This window comes from Nonomuraea maritima (genome assembly GCF_900100395.1).
In the GTDB taxonomy this organism is placed as follows: Bacteria; Actinomycetota; Actinomycetes; order Streptosporangiales; family Streptosporangiaceae; genus Nonomuraea; species Nonomuraea maritima.
In genome coordinates, this window is sequence record NZ_FNFB01000011.1 from 137,384 (window position 1) to 152,820 (window position 15,437).

The window sequence follows — 15,437 nt, forward strand, 5'->3', positions numbered from 1 at the left end:
CTGCGTCGTGGCCGCGCCCGACGCCTACCGGACGGGGCCACGACACGGCCGGGCCATGCCGCGGCCCGCGCCACCTTGCGGTTACCGCGTTGCGGTGGCCAGTGCCGCGCGGATGGCGTCCTCGTCGACCGGCCGGCCCTTCTCGTTCGAGAACGGCCCGTACGGGGTCCCCCACACCGGCGTGCCCGTCGCCTGCCGCCAGCTGTCGGCCAGCGGTCCCGCGTCCACCACGCCGTACCCGATGGATTCGATGAATTCGGTCACCGCCGCCTTCGCCGGCGCGGAGTCCCCGGCGATCGGCAGGTACGAGCGGTCGGCCGCCCCCGCTGGGCGGGCGAGTGACAGCAGGTGCTTGAAAAAGACGTTGTTGAACGCTTTCACGACCATGGCGTCCGGAACGTACCGCAGCAGCAGCTCGCTCGAGGTGATCGACTCGCTGTCGAGCTCGGGGATGTGCCCGTCACGCTCGGGGCCGTAGTTGCACGTGTCGATGACCGTCTTCCCGGCCAGTGGCGCGGCGGGCAGGTTGGGGAACGCCATGACCGGCACCGTGACCACGACGATGTCACCGGCCGCCGCGGCCTCCCCGCTCGTCGCCGCGGACGCCCGCGGCCCCAGTTCCGCGGCCGTGTCCGCGAGCGTTTCGGGACCGCGCGAGTTGCTGAGCACGACTCGGTGCCCGGCCGCGATGGCGAGCTGCGCGATGGTACTGCCGATGAATCCGCTTCCGATGAATCCCACAGTCGTCATATTCTTAGCGTCCCTCTAGAAGAGCCGTATCCTTGTCATTTGCCGGACTCGTTGCAATTCGGATCCCTGCTGTCAGCCGGCGGAGAAGTAATGGCCGTTGTCCAGATCGGCGAGCAGGCCGGGCTGAGCGGGTTTCCAGCCGAGGGTCCGGCGGGTGATGAGGTTGGAGGCCGGGTAGCTCTGCGTGACGATGTTCGCGAGGAACCCGAAGTATCCCGGCAGCACCAGTTCGTCCACGGGAACGCTCACGGCGGGCAGGCCCAGGCGGCTGCCGATGGACTCGGCGATCTCGCGGAACGGGATGCCCCCGTCGTCTACCGCGTGCCAATATTTGCCGGCCGGACCCTTCTCCAGCGCCAAGCGGAACAAGGAGGCGACATCGCGGATGTGCACGGCGTTCCACAGGTTCGCGCCGTCTCCGGGGTAGCCGACGAAGCCCTTCTCCTTCGCGAGCGCGATCAGCTGCACGAGGAAGCCGGCACGATCGGTCGTGCTGTGCGCGATGTTGGCGATCCGTACGACCGAAGACCGCACCCCCCGCTCGGCGAGCCCGACTACGGCGGTTTCCACGACGTTACGTGCCCGCAGGGTGCCCTTGTGCTCATCGCCGGCGGGAAGGGCCGGGTCCTCCTCGGTGGCCGTCCGGCCCAGGAATCCCTGCCCGGGCGAGCCGATGCTCCCCGCCGCGACCAGCGGCTTTCCGGTTCCCGCCAGTGCCTCGCCGTAGGCGAGCATGATCGGGAGCTCGGCGGCGGCCACGGCATGGATCCCGCCGGAGAAAAGCAGGTCTTGCCGGTGCGCGACGTGGATGGCGCCGTCGGAATCCGCGGCCGCCTCCTTGAGCCCGTCGAGATCCTGAAGGTCGCCGCGGCGCACCTTCGCGCCGAGCGCGGACAGCGCCGCCGCGGCCGTGTCCGACCGGGCCAGGCCGGTGACCTCGTGCCCGGCGGCGATGAGCTCGGGGATGATGTACGAACCGGAATGGCCGGTCCCGCCAGTGACGAAAACGTGCACGCTACTGCTCCTTGTGAATGATGTGGCGCGAGAAGTGGTGGTGCGGGCGCGCTCAGGCAGAAGTGCTGACGCCGAAGGTGAAGTTGAAGCTTCCCGCGCCGTAGCGGCCCAGGCCTGTCATCACCAGGCCTGTTCCTTCCGGCCGGCGCGCCATTTCCAGGGGGCCGGTGTCCATCGGCCGCAGCCCGAGGCTTTTGATGAATGCCGACACAGTCGCCTTGGCCTCAGCGTCGTCGGCGGCGATGAGCCCGTCCAGCGAGTTGCCCTGCGCCAGCATGTGACAGAAAACGGTGGTGAACGCCTGCACGACGTGCGCGCCGGCGGGCGTTCGATCACCTGGCGAGCCTAGCGGCCACATCCGCCCGGGCCGAGCGACGGACGGGGACCACGTGACCACGCCGGTGTGCCAGCCACATGAACACGACGGTGGCCACCACGCCGAACACCACGGCGTACACACTGCCCTCCGGTCCGAAGTCGCCGCCCGTGACCAGCGCGGGACCCGACATCGTCGCGTCCAGCAGGCCCTGCGGGGTGTTGCTGCCGGACACCTTGGTGCTGAAGATGGCGCTCGCGGCAGTGTTCCAGCCGAAGTGCAGACCGATCGGCACCCACAGCTTGCGGGTGGCGATGTACGCGGCGGTCAGCATCCCGCCTGCCTCGATGGCGATAGCGATGGCGCCCCACAGGGTGGCGTTCGCGTTGAGCAGGTGGATCAGGCCGAACAGCGAGCCGGTCAGCACGAGCGCGATCCAGGTTCCGGTCCAGTGCTCGACGTTCCGGAACAGGACACCGCGGAAGACCAGCTCCTCGGTCACGGCAGCACCCGCCATGATGCCGAGCAGGCCGACGGCGCTCGCCGGCGTGCCCAGGCCGTTGATCGTGTAGTCGCCTGAGAAGGCGATGTTCGCGATGACTGCCCCGAACAGCGCGATGCCGAGCAGCGTGCCCCAGCTGATCCCCGCGCCTGCTCCCTTCAACGACACCTCGACGGGTGCCCGGTGCTCGGTGCGCCGCACCACCCAGCCGTAGACCAGGACCGCGACGACGGCCGTCAGCAGGCCGGCGACGAGCGCCAGCCAGGGGTTGCCCTTCACCGCCACCGTGCCCAGACTGCCGAGGATCCAGACCGCCACAACCGCCAAGAGCTGCCGTATCAGACGCACAATGACTCCTTCGTGAGAATCCGCGGCGGGAGCGCTGCGGGCTACTGGCAGGGCTGCGCTCAGCCGGGGAGGTCGACGCCGAGGGCGATGTCGAAGGTCGCCGCGCCGTTGCGGGCCAGGCCCATCAGCAGCGGCCCGACCCCTTCCAGCCAGCGGGCCATCTCCAGGCCGCCGACATCGAGCGGGCGCAGTCCGAGGCTCTCGATGAACGCCGACACGTCGGCCTTGGCCCGCGCGTCATCCCCGGCGAAGAACACGTCCAACGGACGCCCCTGGGCCAGCACGTGGCCGAAGACCGTGTTGAACGCCTTCACGACGTGCGCGCTCGCCGGGACTGCCTTGGCGATCTCCTGCGCACCGGACGTGCCTTCAGGGATGACGAGCCCGGTGGCGTCGGCGTTGAACGTGTTGGAGATGTCGATGATGAACTTGCCGGCCAGTGCATCCCCGTACTGGGCGACGACCGGCACGGCGCTGGCGTATGGCACGGCCAGGACGACGATGTCGCCAACCGGGACGGCGCCGAATGTCCCGACCGTAGCCCCGCCGCCGAGCGCGGCGGCCAGGTCCTTGGCCTTGGCCGCGTCGCGGCCGATGAGCTCGACGGCGTGGCCGCCCTCGACCGCGCGGGCGCCAATGGCGCGGCCCATACCCCCCAGGCCGATGATGCTGATGCTGCTCATGGTGTGCCCGCTTTCTGGTGCTGGATAGGACGCCATGCCCCACCCGTCGTTGTCGACGGCTGTGTCATCGACGCCCCATTTGGTTAATGTGTGAACCAGAAGCTACGCGGCACTTGGTTACCATGTCAACCAGACGGTAAACTGACGTGCGTGACCGAGCCGCGGTGGTTGAACGAGCGAGAACAGCAGGCCTGGCGCAGCTTGATGAAGATGCAGGACGGGCTGTCGGAGTTCATCGAGCGGCAGCTGCGCAACCGGTGCGGGATGTCCGGCGCCGACTACCAGGTCCTGGCCCACCTCTCTGAGGCGCCCGAAGGGCGGCTGAGGTCGTTCGAGCTCGGCCAGTTGTTGCGCTGGGAGAAGAGCCGCCTGTCGCAGCACCTGGGTCGGATGCAAAATCGCGGCCTGGTGTCCCGCGAGCGGTGCCTCGCCGACCAACGGGGGGCGGTAGTCGCCATCACTCCCCGGGGCAGCGACCTGATCAAGGTCGCGGCTCCTCAGCACGTGGCCGACGTCCGCGACGTGCTCATTGATCATCTCACTGCGACTGAGATGGCGATGCTCGTCACCATCGGCGACAAAGTCGCCGAACGACTGGCGACGCTGGAACACAAGCACTGATACCCGCTCACGAACTGCGTGCGTGTCAGACCGCCGCCTACAGAATCCCGCGGGCGCCGGCACAGCTGTTCGCGATGCACGACCCACAGCTACGACCCGCTCAACGCCTGACTTGATCAGCGGCATGCCCTTGGAAGGCGCGGCTCACGGGTGCGGGGCTGAGCCGGACGACGCTCACCCGCGCGGATCTCACCAACGCATCGCCGACCGGCTCGGCGAGCTGGACGCCGCGTTCACACACACCGCACGACCCGGCGACAGCCAGATCTCCCCGGGCTGCTGCTCGACCTGGCCACCGCGTGCCGGCGAGGCGAACGCACCCAGCTGACCTACCGCGACAGGGCCGGGACGACGTCCACCCGCCGGGTGGACCCCTACCGGCTCATCCACACCGGCCGCCGCTGGTATCTCCTCGCCTACGACCTGACGCGGCAGGACTGGCGCACCTTCCGTACCGATCGCATCATCGATGCCACAGCCACCGGGCAGGCCGCCGCCCTGCCCGACCCGCCGGATCCGGCACAGATGGTCGGCAGGGGCATCGCGATGAGGCCCTACCCGGTGCGGGGGACGATCCGCCTGGCCGTACCGGCCAATGGCCCGCAGGCGGGTGCCACCAACGGTCGGTGTCCACCACCCGGACGGCGATGACGCGACGATCATCGACATCGGCGGACCGGACGCCGACGGCCTGGCCCGCTACCTGCTCAGGCTCGGCCGGCCACTCCGGATACTGCACCCGGAAGAGGTCCGCCAGGCAATCCTCGCCCGCACACGACAACTCCTCGAGGACAACCAGTGACTGGTGCGGAGGCACGCCGTCCGCCGTCGTCGCGGGTCACGGGCGGGGGGCGCGGCGGTCGCGGCGGGCTTCGAGCTCCTCCTCGCTCACCGGGATGAGCATCGGCTGGCCGGCCACGCCGAACATCGTGACGACGAACTCCGTCTCGGCGTCGGGCAGGTGGTTGGCGTCCTGGTAGTGGATGACGTCGCCGCCCGGCTCCCAGAACGTCTCGCCGGCCCTGACGACGCGCTCCGGCTCGCCCTCCAGCTCGAACAGCATCTCGCCGCGGATGACGTACCCGTACGCGGGGCCGGTGTGGCGGTGCGGCGGGTTGCCCTCGCTGCCTGGCGGCAGCGTGACCAGGATCGTCATCGCCTCGGCGCCGTCGGGCAGCGGCGGCGGCGACGGCACCGAGGAGACGAGCTCGATCTTCGGCGGCGGCGTGGTCGCGTTCGGATTGTGCAGGTGGTGGGTGTGTTCAGCGGTCATGGACGATCCTCGTTTCCGGGTGTCAGCGGCGGGTGCCGGTCGCCGAGTGCCGCTTCAGCCAGTCGGCGTAGTGGGTGGGCGCGATGCGGGCGCCCTTCGGGGCGGTGAGGACGTCGCCGTGGACGGCGGCGAACATGCCGGCGCTGTCGTCGACGACCACCGTGCGGTCCTCGCCCCGGGCGGCGAGCGTGGTCCGCCCCAGTTCGTCCAGCGAGAAGACGTCCGGGCCGACCACGTTGAGTGTGCCGTTCAGCGGCGGCCCGGCCGCGACCTCGGCCACGGCGGCGGCGACGTCCGCCGCGGCGATCGGCTGGAGCCGCGTGCGCGGCAGGCGGACGGTGCCGTCGTCGGTCGTCCACGACAGGATGGCGTCGACGAACTCCATGAACTGCCCGGCGCGGACGATGGAGTACGGCACGGCGTCCGCTTTGAGCAGGTTCTCCTGGAGGGTCTTGGCGCGGTAGTAGTCGAGGTCCGGCACCTGGTCGACACCGACGATCGACAGCAGCACGACGTGCCCGACCGGCGAGCTCCGGGCGGCGGTCAGCAGGTTGTGCATCGAGGTCTGGAAGAACGCGAGCGAGTCGTGGTCGAACGTCGGCGAGTTGGTCAGGTTGACGAGCACCTCGGCGTCGGCCAGCGCCGGGCCCAGGCCCTTTCCGGTGAGCACGTCCACGCCGGTGCGCGGCGAACACGGCACCGCGTGGTGCCCTGCGGCGTTCAGGTTCTCCACCACCTGCGAACCGATCAGCCCAGTTCCCCCCATGACTGCGAATTTCATGACTTCCTCCAACGCCCTAGTCGTCGACCTTGATCTGCTCCCCGGAGTCGGAGATGAAGACGACCAGCAGCTTCGCCGGCTCGGTGCGGCTCGCGTTGTCGGCGAGCACGTGGTGCGAACCCGGCGGCTCCACCCAGTTCTCACCCTTGCGGAACGTCTTCACCGGCTCGTCGTCCAGCCGGCTGCGCACACTGCCTTCCAGCACGTACGCGTACACGAAGGCCTGGCCGTGGCGGTGCGGCGCCGCGCGGGCACCCGGCGGGAAGTCGACGATCGCCGAGGTGAACGTCTTGCCCTTGACGTTCGGCAGCGGTTGTTCCAGCAGTTTCGTCAGCTTGTCGGACGGCGGCTGCGTGGTGACGGCGGCGACCGGCCGCTCGACGGCGGCGGGAGCCCCGCTCGCGGCCCGCTCCCCCGCGCACGCGGCGACCGACACCAGCATGCCGGCGGCGAGCAAGCCGCGGGCGAACCGTACCCGGACCATGTGCATTCTCCTGTCGTGCTCGAACCCCGAGCGGGCGCGTGAAGCCGCACGGGGACGCCGCGAGTACGCTGCCCGTCCCTCGCGGAGCAGTCCGGGAACGTGGTCAAGACTTGGCGATGGTCTGCCCAGGTGAAGGCCGCTGACCGTCTTCGGTGACCTGGATGATCGTCTTTCCGGGGGCGCGCCGCCCGGGGGCGAAGGCGGCGGGTGCCTCGTCGAGCGTCCGCACGGCCGCGACGATCGGGCGCAGGCGTCCGTCCTTCAGCCGCCGCGCCAGGGCGGCGAGCTGGACGCGGTCGGGCTCGACGACGAAGAAGATCGCCCGGCCGTCGGCGGGCCGGACCGTGGGCGGGACGGCGATGGTGACGACGGTGCCGCCGGGACGCACCAGAGCGGTCGAGCGGTCGAGGATGTCGCCGCCGATCACGTCGAAGACCACGTCCACCCCGCCCGCGTCCTCAAGCCGGTCGGCCTGCAGGTCGAGGAAGGCGTGCGCGCCGAGGTCGCGCGCGGTGTCGCGGTCGGCGGCCCGGCCGGTGGCGATCACGTACGCTCCGGCCTCGCAGGCGAGCTGCACGGCCAGCGAACCGACTCCGCCCGCGGCGCCGTGGATCAGCACGGTCCGGCCCGAGGCGAGGTGGCCGTGGTCGAACAGGCCCTGCCACGCGGTCAGCCCGGAGATCGGCACCGCGGCGGCCACGGTGTGCTCGACGCCGGCGGGCAGCGGCGCGAGGTTGCGGGCCTCCACCGCGACGTACTCGGCCAGCGTGCCGTTGCGGGCCCAGTCGGTCAGCCCGAACACGCGCTGGCCGACGGTCAGGCCGGTGGTGCCGTACCCGAGCTCGGCGACCTCCCCCGAGACGTCGTGCCCGGGGACGCTCGGCGTCCGGTCGCGGCCGGCGCGGTCGGTCCAGGTGCCCGGCCAGTCGAGCTCCCCCGGCGTGAACCCGGCCGCGTGCACCCGTACGACGACGTCGTTCTCGGCGGCGTGCGGGTAGGGCTCCTCGGTCAGGCTGAGCCCGGACAGACCGGCGTCACGGTCGCGGACGGTGATGGCTCGCATGGCAGGTCCTCGCAGGCTGCGGTGATGACGAACACGCGGCCTCTACCCTCCGGCCGCGGGTTCGACCGCTACCGGTCGAAGTGGTCGCGCAGCGCGGCCACGGGCGCCGACCGCTCGCCGACCGGCGGGTTCAGCAGCTGAAGTTCCTCCAGGTGGGTGGGGCCGAGCAGGGACAGCTTGGCCTGTCCCGCACTCGTGAGGTGCAGCCGCACGACCCGGCGGTCCCTGCCCTTGCCGCGGGCACGGCAGACCAGGCCCAGGTGCTCGACGCGGTCGATCAGCTGGACGACGCTGTGGTGGCGCGTGCACAGGTAACCCGCGAGCTCTCCGATGGTGGGTCCGCGCACGTCGGCGTGGCCGCGGATCGCCAGCAGCAGCTGGTGCTGGGTCGCCGTGAGGCCGACCTCGGCCGCCCGTTCCTCACTCCAGCGCAGGAAATGGCGGAGCCCGACCTGGAAGGAGAGCAGGCTCTCGTAGTCCTGATCGGTGAGGCACCTCGAAGTTGCCGCCATAAGCCCCAAATCCCTCCTAAGGTGATATTATCACCTAAAGAGGCATAAAACGGGCGACCGAAGGGCTGGTAAGGCCTTGCCCCGCCACCCTCCGTGGCCGCCGTTCCCGCGAAGCGTCACGCACACATGCGTCCGTACGCAAAGGTGGTGAAAATATGGCTGGCGAGACCATGAGGATGCACCCCGACATCGCGGAGTTGCGCGCGAAGTACGAGCTCGCCTCAGAAGCACCGACAGGTAAGGCGGTCGCCGGACTCACCTTCCTGGCAGGTCTCTACCTCGCGATCTCTCCGTGGGTCGTCGGATTCAACGGGCTGACGACCCTGACCGTGAACAATCTGATCGTCGGTATCGCGCTGGCGATGCTGGCGGTCGGGTTCGCCTCCGCCTACGGGCGGACGCACGGCATCGCCTGGGTCGCGCCGCTGCTCGGCGTGTGGACGATCATCGCGCCCTGGGTCATCAGAGGCGACGTCGCCAACACGTCGACGATCTGGAACAACGTGGTGGTGGGCATCATCACCGTGCTGCTCGGGCTGGGCGCGATGCTCGGCATGAACCGCGCGTTCACGTCGAAGATGGACCGGTCCCGGTTCTCCGGATGACCCGACTCTGACCCCGAGAGGGCCGAAACAGTGGAGGCCGGCACCGCACGGTGCCGGCCTCCACTGTTGTCCGGCCGGTGCCGCCCGACCTGCTGCAGTGATCCACACGGTCTGTCTGGTCACGCGTGGAAGGCCGTGGTCGAGTCGAGCACTGCGCGGTCGATCGCGATCCGGTTCACCGGCGCGGCCTCGTCGGCGTAACCGAAGGAGATGCCGCCGAGCAGCCGTCCTGTGGTGACGCCGAGTTCGGCGCGGACGGTGTCGGCATAGAAGCTCAGCAGCCCCTGCGGGCAACTGCCGAGGCCGTACGCGGTCATCGCCAGGAGCAGTGTCTGCATGTAGGCGCCGACGTCGGCGGCCAGCCGTGCCGCGCCGTCACCGTGGACGAACAGGAACGCGACGTGCGGCGCGCCGTAGAAACGCAGGCTCTCCGCGTCTAGGCCGCGCGCGGCGTGATCGTCACGGCAGTGACCAGGCGTACCAACGCCCGCCCCGACTGGCTGGCCACGGCCGCCGACTGGATCTGCGGAGCACTCGCGTGACACGCGGCTGGTCCCCGAGCGGTGCGCCGGGGACCAGCCGGAAATTTCAGGAAACAGGAAGGAGGTCCTCCAGGGGGGTGTAGGGGTCGGTCAGGCCGAAGCCGGCCGGTCCGAAGCAGGCCAGCGCGTCCGGCGTACGCATGATCGGCGGGGTGGAGATCGCGTAGACGGTCAGGCGCTGGCCGTAGGCGAGCGACTCGGTTGGCACCGGCGCGCCGGTGTCGGTGGCGAGGGTGCAGATGAGATCGGGCACGATCGCGATGACCCGGCCGTTGCGCCGCGCCACCAGGTGCTCGTTCTGGAAAGTGATCTCCAGGACGTCGTCCGGATCCTCGACGGCCTGCAGGAGGGCCTTGCCGCGGGCGAAACCGTCCACGGTACGGCGCTCGACGTCGACGACCTTGCCGCGGAAGAGCACGACGCCCAGGCTGTAGATGGTGTCGGCCAGCATGGCGGTCAGCGCGTCGAACGGGTCGGTGTGGGCGGCGCGGGCCTCGCGCAACGTACGGCCGATGTCCCGGCACAGCGACAGCGTGCCGTGCACGGACGTGCGGCGGACCTCGGCGGTGTCCATGGGGTAGTCACTGATGTAGGACGCGCCGCCCATCTGGATGGTCAACGCCCTGGCCATCTGCTCCATGCGTTTGTTGTCGCCGGCGTCGATGATGCAGGTGTCGCCGTGGTCGGAGGCGATGGCCATCGGCGAGCCGGAGACGCCGAGCACGCCGAAGGTCTGCATCTGCAGCTCGGGGAAGGCCCGGCCCATGCCGTCGGCGTCCACGACGGGCAGGTCCAGCTGGGCGCCGAGCATGAGCGGGATCATGCTGTTCAGGCCGCCGCACTCGGTCGGCATCACCGCGTACGCCCTGCGCCCGAGATGTTCCTCCAGCGCGCGGAAAGCGGCCACGTTGCCGCCCCCGGACGGGAGTTTCTCCACGAACACGGTCGGGGCGCCCATCATCGAGGACGGCAGCACGAGCGCGTCGTCCGGCAGCTCGTCGGCGCCGATGATGCGCACGCGACGGCCCTCGGCGAGCTCCCGCTCCACCAGCAGGCGCCCGATGTAAGGGTCGCCGCCTCCCCCGGTGCCCAGGACGGCGGCGCCTTCGGCCAGGTCGTGCAGGCCCTGCAAGGTCAGTTCGTCACCCACGTCGGGGCCTCCTCGGGGGTTCGGGCGAGGTCGAGGTCGCCGACGGCGCGGACGATGACGCGTACGGCGTTGCCGGGCAGGTAGTTCACGTGGATCTCGTCCACGTGCGCGATCTCCACGCTGGAGCGCACGGCCCCGGCCGAGACGGCCAGCTCGACCGCCTCGGCGCGGGCCTGGTCCAGGACGTCGTCGCGGGTGAGCTGGGCACTGGTGAGGAACAGGCGGTCGACCTCGCCGCCGATCTGCCCGGTGGCCGCGCCGACGGCGTTGGCGACGCCGTGGTGCTCGGGGATGCGCACCATGGGCACGCCGGGCAGCTCGGCGGGCATGAGGATGCTGCCGCCGCCGACGACGACCACGGGCAGCGGCTCGGCCGACAGCCGCATCTGGTCGACCAGCGCGGCCACGCGCTCGGCCATCCACGCGGTTCCGCGCCGGACCAGGTCGCGGTCGAGGTGGCGCACCAGCGAGCGGTCGCCTATGTCGGCCAGGCCGGCGGCGACGGCCAGGTCGGTAGCGGTCAGCGTCCGTCCGCCGAAGACCAGCGCCTCCTCGGTCAGCCGGTAGCCGACCGAGTCAGGCCCCACCTGGACGGTGGGCCGCTCGCTGACCAGGCTGCCGCCGCCCAGGCCGATGGAGATCACGTCCGGCATGCGGAAGTTGGTGCGCACTCCGGCGATGTCCACGTCGGTGCCGGCCTGGCGGGGGTAGCCGCCGGTGAGCACGCCGACGTCGGCGGTGGTGCCGCCGATGTCGACCACCGCGGCGTCGGCCAGGCCGGCCAGGAACGCGGCGCCGCGCATCGAGTTGGTCGGGCCGGAGGCGAACGTCCTGACGGGGTAGCGGCGGGTGTACTCGGCGTCCATGAGCGTCCCGTCGTTCTGCGACAGGAACAGCGGGGCGCGCACGCCGACCGCGAGCAGCGCGGCCGTGAAGCCGTCGACGATCTCGTCGGCCAGATCGCGCAGGCACGCGTTGACGATGGTGGCGTTCTCCCGCTCCAGCATGCGGATGCGGCCGATCTGGTGGGAGAGGCTGACGCGCAGGTGCGGCAGCTCGGCGCGCAGGATGTCGGCGGCGGTCAGCTCGGCTTCCGCGGTGACCGGCGAGAAGACGGAGCTGATCGCCACAGTGGTGATGTCGTGCGCGGCGAGGTCCTCGGCCACGCGCTTGAGCTCGTCGGGATCGAGCGGGGAGATGGGCCGGCCGTCGAACTCGTGACCGCCGTGGCACAGGTGCACGCGGGGCCGGATGGCCTGCGCGAGTTCGGCCGGCCAGGCGGTGGTCGGTGGCAGGGCGGCGGTGGCGGGCAGGGCGAGCCGCACCACGCCGGTGCGGGCCAGCCGCGAGCGGGTGACGAGCGCGTTGGTGAAGTGGGTGGTGCCGATCATGACGGCCGCGACCTGTCCGCGGTCCAGTGCGCTGTGCTCCAGCAGCGTGGTCAGGGCGTTGACGATGCCCTGGGTGACGTCGGCTGTCGTGGCGGTTTTGACCTCGGCCTTGATGGTCATGTCGTGGTCGAGCAGGATGGCGTCGGTGTGGGTGCCGCCCACGTCGATCCCTATGCGCACGTGCGGGCTCCTGTTCGTGTGGTCATCGCGTGGTCGCGCGGGCCGCCGGGGTCGCGGTCAGGCCGAGCCTGCCGGCGGCGGCGTACAGGACGAAGGCGGCCAGCAGGGCGTTGAGCGCCGGGATGCCCCAGGTCACGTAGTGGCCGATCAGCGCGGCGGCGACCCAGACGAGCAGCGCGGCCGGGACCCACCCTGGCGCGTGCGCGGGCAGCTCGCCGCGCTCGCGGGAGGCGTCGAGGTCGCCGCGCCAGGTCCGTACCACGAAGTACTCGGCGACCATGATCCCGGCGATGGGCGGGATCGCCACACCCAGCAGGACGAGGAAGTCCACCAGGTGGTCGGCCATGCCGAGGGCCGCCAGCGCGGTGCCGACCACGCCCAGCACGACGGTGACCACGGCGCGGCCGGCCTTCATGCCGAACGCGGTGTGCAGGGTGTTGGTGACGCCGAGGCTGGCGGCGTACAGGTTCCAGTCGTTGACCTTGGCGGTGGCGGTGATCAGGACGAGCACGCCGACGGTGCCGGAGGTGGTGGTGACGATGGTGACGACGTCCCCGGTGCGCAGGGCGTGCGCGAGCAGGACGCCGACCAGGGCGAGCACGTACTCGCCGAGGGAGATGCCGACGATGGTCTGTTTGACGACGCCGGCCACGTCGCGGTTGAAGCGGCACATGTCCGGCGAGATCACGGCGCCCACGATGAAGCCGCCCGCCACGAGCGTGGCGCCCTGGGCCAGGCTCATCGCCGGGCCGGTGGGCTGAGAGACGATCAGCTCGCCGAGCGGTCGCTGCGCCAGCTCCACCGCGATGGCCCAGCCCGCCAGCGCCAGGAAGGCAGGGACGGTGACCCAGGCGGTCCAGGCCATGCCGGCGAAGCCGTGCACCACGATCGCCGTGATCGCCAGGCCGCCCACGATCGCCCAGATCCACGCGGGCGAGCCGCCCAGCAGCGACGACACGCCCTGGGCGAGCACGGCGGTCTGCACGCCGAACCACCCCAGCAGCGCGGTGGCGATGACCAGGCCGACCAGGCCGGAGCCGTACCGGCCGAAGCCCGCCCAGCGGGCCAGCAGACTGGTGGACAGCCCTTCCCGCATGCCGGCGATGCCCAGCGCGATGGCCACCACCTCGAGAATGGCGGCGCCCAGGGTGACGGCCAGCACGGCCTGCCAGAACGTCATGCCCATGCCGAGCGTGGCGCCGAGCAGGAACTGCGACAGCGCCGACAGCAGTCCGAAGCGCTGGACGGCGATGGTGACCCAGCTGTAGCGAGCGGATGGGGGGACTCGTTCGAGCGCGTAGTCGTCGCGGGCGAGGCCGGTGTCGGCGGATAAGCCGTCGGAGTCGGTCGGGGGGTGCGCCATCGGACGTCCTTTCGGCGTGATGTAGCTGCGGTCACTGTGACGGTAGATAACCGCGAGCCTCCCGAAAAGAGGCGGATTCTGTACGAGGCCTGTTGAGAAAGGCAGACCACTACCGGGCATCCCCCGGCGATTCACAGCCGTGAGCATTACTGTCCGGATACGGTCAACCACTGTCGCGGGTCGCACAGGGAAAGGAGCGCTGCGTGCATGTCGCACACCACTGAAAGCCCCGGCCCTCCGGACGGCAACCAACGGTCCAAAGGCATAGCCTTCACCGTGGGCACAGGACTGGTCATAGCGGTAGGGGGGCTGCTGGTTGAATACGGCGCCGTTGCCCCCTGGTTCGAGGACAAATCGGATGCCGCGGTAAGCGCCCTACCGTCAGCGCGGCCCAAGCCGGCAGGCGGGGTGTCGTCCACGGACGCGGAAAAGGGAGGCATCGGCGGGAACAGCTACTGCCGAGAACTTCTGAACGGCCCCGGTACCGTGCAGTGGCGGTCCTGCGCGAAGGTCGAGAACGGGTCCATCGCTTTCGGGCTGAAACTGATCAACACCGGAACGCGACCGCAAACCGTCTTCGCCCAGGTGAAATACGATGACGCAACCGCTGACCCGCCAGAGCAAAACTGCCCTGGAGGAGGGCGCTGGCCCCTCACTGTCCAGCCCAACGAGACCGTCATCACTTCGCTGCAGGAGTGCAGTGTTCCGTTGCGTTGGGCTCACTTCCAAGGTAAGGGCTGGGTGGCCGCTTCCGAAGACGAGATCAATCCAGCAGCATTCCGGTGGGCACCCAGCGCCCACGTGAGACCCTCAGAGGGCAAGGTGACCTGGCTCTGGGAGGCAGGTGGAATCCGGGAGCCCGTCCCGCTTGACTGAGCCACGCAGAGAAGCGGCGCACCTCCGACGAGGACGGGCCGCGCGAGCAGGCGCCGGTGATGTCAGGCTGAAGTGATGGGTGCGGCTGACCTGGCGGCCCGCTCGATCTTCGCGCAGTACGCCGCACGGGCTTCCGCGTCGATCTGCGTCTTGTGTTCGGGGCGCAACCCGGTCCGGCCGTCCACGCTCTCGCGCAGGATGTCGGCGTGTCCGGCATGCCGGATGGACTCGCCGAGGACGTGGATCATGACGGCGAACAGGTTCGTGTCGGCATGAGGCGCCGACCACCACGGCACGTGGCCGGGGGCGTCGAGGGTGAGCGCGTTGATCGTCGCGTCCGAGTGTTCCCACGTGCGCCGGTAGAAGCCGATGATCTGATCGAGGGTCTCGTTCTCGTTCGCCCACAGTTCGCTGCCGTCGGAGTCCTGCCACCGGGGCAGCGGTTCAGGGGACGGGCGGCCGAAGACCTCGCCGAAGTACCTGGCCTCGACATTGGCCAGGTGTTTCACCAGACCGAGGAGGTTGGTCCCGGTCACGGTCAAGGGCCGGCGGGCGTCGTACTCGGACAGGCCGTCGAGTTTCCAGAGCAGCAGCTCGCGGTCCCGCCGCAGTCTCCCGTGCAGGTGGCCTTTCGCGAATTCATCGATCATGCGGCCCGAGCATGCCACGGGCAGCTCGTGGTCTCAACCGCCCGTACGCCTGGTCGATCACGATGTACGACCCCCAAGGATTCCTGGTCGAGAACCCCATCGAACGCTACGAGATCGGGCACACCGCCGAGCCGATCGCGAACCCGGACGGGTCGGTGGATCTGTTCGTCCAGCACGAGCCGCCCGCGGGCAGCCGGTCGAACTGGCTCCCCGCCCCGGCCGGCGATTTCAACCTCATACTCCGCATGTACTGGCCCCAGCAGAGCGCCATCGACGGCACCTGGAAGCCCCCTGCAGTCGGTAGGGCCTCGTGAGCCAAGGCCGGGAGGGACA

At 70.1% G+C, this 15,437-nt stretch carries 21 protein-coding genes; 6 read left to right on the forward strand and 15 right to left on the reverse strand.

Features of this window, described 5'->3' with window-relative positions; translation table 11 throughout:
- Window positions 1–81 precede the first annotated feature (81 nt).
- From BLR04_RS19645 to BLR04_RS19665, 5 genes are all read right to left on the reverse strand, one after another.
- Window positions 82–750, reverse strand: coding sequence for an NADPH-dependent F420 reductase (locus BLR04_RS19645; protein WP_218129071.1), 669 nt, complete (start codon window positions 748–750; stop codon window positions 82–84).
- A 72-nt stretch (window positions 751–822) separates the two neighbouring features.
- Entirely contained in the window at window positions 823–1,764 is a 942-nt protein-coding gene (locus tag BLR04_RS19650) for an SDR family oxidoreductase (RefSeq protein WP_090767072.1), read from the reverse strand.
- A 52-nt stretch (window positions 1,765–1,816) separates the two neighbouring features.
- Window positions 1,817–2,071 carry an NAD(P)-binding domain-containing protein gene (locus BLR04_RS40755; RefSeq protein WP_176903182.1) on the reverse strand — a complete coding sequence of 85 codons (255 nt, stop codon included), beginning with the start codon at window positions 2,069–2,071 and terminating at the stop codon, window positions 1,817–1,819.
- 25 nt (window positions 2,072–2,096) lie between these two features.
- Entirely contained in the window at window positions 2,097–2,930 is an 834-nt protein-coding gene (locus BLR04_RS19660) for a CPBP family intramembrane glutamic endopeptidase (RefSeq protein WP_090767075.1), read from the reverse strand.
- Between the two features lie 59 nt (window positions 2,931–2,989).
- Window positions 2,990–3,613, reverse strand: coding sequence for an NADPH-dependent F420 reductase (locus BLR04_RS19665; protein ID WP_090767079.1), 624 nt, complete (start codon window positions 3,611–3,613; stop codon window positions 2,990–2,992).
- 150 nt (window positions 3,614–3,763) lie between these two features.
- Here BLR04_RS19665 and BLR04_RS19670 point away from each other — a divergent pair, with 150 nt between their 5' ends.
- From BLR04_RS19670 to BLR04_RS42795, 3 genes are all read left to right on the forward strand, one after another.
- Window positions 3,764–4,234: a MarR family winged helix-turn-helix transcriptional regulator gene (locus BLR04_RS19670; protein ID WP_218129072.1), complete on the forward strand. Its 471-nt coding sequence runs from the start codon at window positions 3,764–3,766 to the stop codon at window positions 4,232–4,234.
- 288 nt (window positions 4,235–4,522) lie between these two features.
- A complete protein-coding gene (locus BLR04_RS41850; RefSeq protein WP_425413445.1) occupies window positions 4,523–4,885 on the forward strand; it encodes a helix-turn-helix transcriptional regulator in 363 nt (120 codons plus the stop codon).
- Window positions 4,830–5,036, forward strand: coding sequence for a WYL domain-containing protein (locus tag BLR04_RS42795; RefSeq protein ID WP_425413444.1), 207 nt, complete (start codon window positions 4,830–4,832; stop codon window positions 5,034–5,036). The genes BLR04_RS41850 and BLR04_RS42795 overlap by 56 nt, the downstream gene beginning before the upstream one ends.
- A gap of 36 nt (window positions 5,037–5,072) precedes the next feature.
- Here BLR04_RS42795 and BLR04_RS19680 read toward each other — a convergent pair whose 3' ends face one another.
- The 5 genes from BLR04_RS19680 to BLR04_RS19700 all read right to left on the reverse strand — a co-directional run bounded on the left by BLR04_RS19680 (window position 5,073) and on the right by BLR04_RS19700 (window position 8,347).
- Entirely contained in the window at window positions 5,073–5,507 is a 435-nt protein-coding gene (locus tag BLR04_RS19680) for a cupin domain-containing protein (RefSeq protein ID WP_090767082.1), read from the reverse strand.
- Window positions 5,508–5,529: 22 nt separating this feature from the next.
- Window positions 5,530–6,288, reverse strand: coding sequence for an SDR family oxidoreductase (locus BLR04_RS19685; protein ID WP_090767086.1), 759 nt, complete (start codon window positions 6,286–6,288; stop codon window positions 5,530–5,532).
- Between the two features lie 16 nt (window positions 6,289–6,304).
- On the reverse strand, window positions 6,305–6,772 hold the full coding sequence (locus BLR04_RS19690) for a cupin domain-containing protein (RefSeq protein ID WP_218129074.1): 468 nt from the start codon (window positions 6,770–6,772) through the stop codon (window positions 6,305–6,307).
- A gap of 103 nt (window positions 6,773–6,875) precedes the next feature.
- On the reverse strand, window positions 6,876–7,835 hold the full coding sequence (locus BLR04_RS19695; protein ID WP_090767093.1) for an NADP-dependent oxidoreductase: 960 nt from the start codon (window positions 7,833–7,835) through the stop codon (window positions 6,876–6,878).
- A 68-nt stretch (window positions 7,836–7,903) separates the two neighbouring features.
- Window positions 7,904–8,347: a MarR family winged helix-turn-helix transcriptional regulator gene (locus BLR04_RS19700; RefSeq protein WP_090767096.1), complete on the reverse strand. Its 444-nt coding sequence runs from the start codon at window positions 8,345–8,347 to the stop codon at window positions 7,904–7,906.
- Window positions 8,348–8,502: 155 nt separating this feature from the next.
- Between BLR04_RS19700 and BLR04_RS19705 the strand changes: the two genes are divergently transcribed.
- Window positions 8,503–8,952 carry an SPW repeat protein gene (locus BLR04_RS19705; RefSeq protein ID WP_090767099.1) on the forward strand — a complete coding sequence of 150 codons (450 nt, stop codon included), beginning with the start codon at window positions 8,503–8,505 and terminating at the stop codon, window positions 8,950–8,952.
- 119 nt (window positions 8,953–9,071) lie between these two features.
- Here the strand turns inward: BLR04_RS19705 and BLR04_RS19710 are convergent, their stop codons facing one another.
- From BLR04_RS19710 to BLR04_RS19725, 4 genes are read right to left on the reverse strand one after another with little or no spacing between them, the layout of a single operon-like run.
- Window positions 9,072–9,497 (reverse strand): nitroreductase family protein, encoded by a 426-nt coding sequence (locus tag BLR04_RS19710; RefSeq protein ID WP_245740350.1) that lies wholly within the window; start codon window positions 9,495–9,497, stop codon window positions 9,072–9,074.
- A 43-nt stretch (window positions 9,498–9,540) separates the two neighbouring features.
- Entirely contained in the window at window positions 9,541–10,644 is a 1,104-nt protein-coding gene (locus tag BLR04_RS19715) for an S-methyl thiohydantoin desulfurase family protein (protein ID WP_090767102.1), read from the reverse strand.
- On the reverse strand, window positions 10,629–12,215 hold the full coding sequence (locus BLR04_RS19720) for an ROK family protein (protein WP_090767106.1): 1,587 nt from the start codon (window positions 12,213–12,215) through the stop codon (window positions 10,629–10,631). Before BLR04_RS19720 ends, BLR04_RS19715 begins: the two co-directional genes overlap by 16 nt.
- A 22-nt stretch (window positions 12,216–12,237) precedes the next feature.
- Window positions 12,238–13,578 carry a purine-cytosine permease family protein gene (locus BLR04_RS19725; RefSeq protein ID WP_090767109.1) on the reverse strand — a complete coding sequence of 447 codons (1,341 nt, stop codon included), beginning with the start codon at window positions 13,576–13,578 and terminating at the stop codon, window positions 12,238–12,240.
- Window positions 13,579–13,785: 207 nt separating this feature from the next.
- Between BLR04_RS19725 and BLR04_RS39795 the strand changes: the two genes are divergently transcribed.
- A complete protein-coding gene (locus tag BLR04_RS39795; protein WP_143022108.1) occupies window positions 13,786–14,454 on the forward strand; it encodes a hypothetical protein in 669 nt (222 codons plus the stop codon).
- A gap of 62 nt (window positions 14,455–14,516) precedes the next feature.
- Here the strand turns inward: BLR04_RS39795 and BLR04_RS19730 are convergent, their stop codons facing one another.
- Complete coding sequence (locus BLR04_RS19730; protein ID WP_090767112.1) at window positions 14,517–15,104, reverse strand: DinB family protein; 588 nt, start codon at window positions 15,102–15,104, stop codon at window positions 14,517–14,519.
- A gap of 11 nt (window positions 15,105–15,115) precedes the next feature.
- On the opposite strand from BLR04_RS19730, the gene BLR04_RS19735 reads away from it, so the two are divergent.
- On the forward strand, window positions 15,116–15,418 hold the full coding sequence (locus tag BLR04_RS19735; protein WP_090767115.1) for a DUF1214 domain-containing protein: 303 nt from the start codon (window positions 15,116–15,118) through the stop codon (window positions 15,416–15,418).
- Window positions 15,419–15,437: the final 19 nt, after the last annotated feature.

Coding starts and splice junctions, on each gene's coding strand:
- BLR04_RS19685 (WP_090767086.1), bottom strand. CDS start 6,288: ATGAAATTCGCAGTCATGGGGGGAACTGGGCTGATCGGTTCGCAGGTG.
- BLR04_RS19730 (WP_090767112.1), bottom strand. CDS start 15,104: ATGATCGATGAATTCGCGAAAGGCCACCTGCACGGGAGACTGCGGCGG.
- BLR04_RS19680 (WP_090767082.1), bottom strand. CDS start 5,507: ATGACCGCTGAACACACCCACCACCTGCACAATCCGAACGCGACCACG.
- BLR04_RS19700 (WP_090767096.1), bottom strand. CDS start 8,347: ATGGCGGCAACTTCGAGGTGCCTCACCGATCAGGACTACGAGAGCCTG.
- BLR04_RS19665 (WP_090767079.1), bottom strand. CDS start 3,613: ATGAGCAGCATCAGCATCATCGGCCTGGGGGGTATGGGCCGCGCCATT.
- BLR04_RS19735 (WP_090767115.1), top strand. CDS start 15,116: ATGCCACGGGCAGCTCGTGGTCTCAACCGCCCGTACGCCTGGTCGATC.
- BLR04_RS39795 (WP_143022108.1), top strand. CDS start 13,786: ATGTCGCACACCACTGAAAGCCCCGGCCCTCCGGACGGCAACCAACGG.
- BLR04_RS19645 (WP_218129071.1), bottom strand. CDS start 750: ATGACGACTGTGGGATTCATCGGAAGCGGATTCATCGGCAGTACCATC.
- BLR04_RS19690 (WP_218129074.1), bottom strand. CDS start 6,772: ATGGTCCGGGTACGGTTCGCCCGCGGCTTGCTCGCCGCCGGCATGCTG.
- BLR04_RS19695 (WP_090767093.1), bottom strand. CDS start 7,835: ATGCGAGCCATCACCGTCCGCGACCGTGACGCCGGTCTGTCCGGGCTC.
- BLR04_RS19725 (WP_090767109.1), bottom strand. CDS start 13,578: ATGGCGCACCCCCCGACCGACTCCGACGGCTTATCCGCCGACACCGGC.
- BLR04_RS42795 (WP_425413444.1), top strand. CDS start 4,830: ATGGCCCGCAGGCGGGTGCCACCAACGGTCGGTGTCCACCACCCGGAC.
- BLR04_RS19705 (WP_090767099.1), top strand. CDS start 8,503: ATGGCTGGCGAGACCATGAGGATGCACCCCGACATCGCGGAGTTGCGC.